This is a genomic window from Sphingomonas sp. S6 (genome assembly GCF_043498045.1).
Taxonomy (GTDB): domain Bacteria; phylum Pseudomonadota; class Alphaproteobacteria; order Sphingomonadales; family Sphingomonadaceae; genus Sphingomonas.
In genome coordinates this window covers 1-399 of record NZ_JBIEOE010000060.1, presented here as the reverse complement: position 1 = coordinate 399, position 399 = coordinate 1, and the positions used below count along the sequence as shown (strand labels likewise).

Sequence of the window (399 nt, the reverse complement as noted above, 5' to 3'; positions counted from 1 at the left end):
GACTGGGAAATGGCCACCCTGGGCGACCCGCTGATGGACCTGGGCAACAGCCTGGCCTACTGGATCGAGGCCGACGACCCGGCGCCGGTGCAGATGATGCGCCGCCAGCCGAGCAACGCGCCGGGCATGCTCACCCGCCGCCAGTTCGTAGATTACTACGCCGAGCGCGCGGGCATCCCGCTGGACAACTTCGATTACTACTATTGCTATGGCCTGTTCCGCCTGGCCGGCATCGTCCAGCAAATCTACTACCGCTACTTCCACGGCCAGACCCAGGACAAGCGTTTCGCCCAGTTCATCCACATGAACCGCTTGCTGGAGCAGATGAGTTTGCAGGTCATAGCCAAGTCCAGCCTCTGAACAACGCCCACGACGACGGATAACAAGGAAAACAGCATG

General features: G+C 61.2%; 1 protein-coding gene. It reads left to right on the top strand.

Features of this window, described 5'->3' with window-relative positions; all coding sequences use genetic code 11:
• Nucleotides 1–360 (top strand): phosphotransferase (locus ACGVWT_RS19240; RefSeq protein WP_394427847.1); only part of this gene is annotated, 360 nt, incomplete at its 5' end.
• Nucleotides 361–399: the final 39 nt, after the last annotated feature.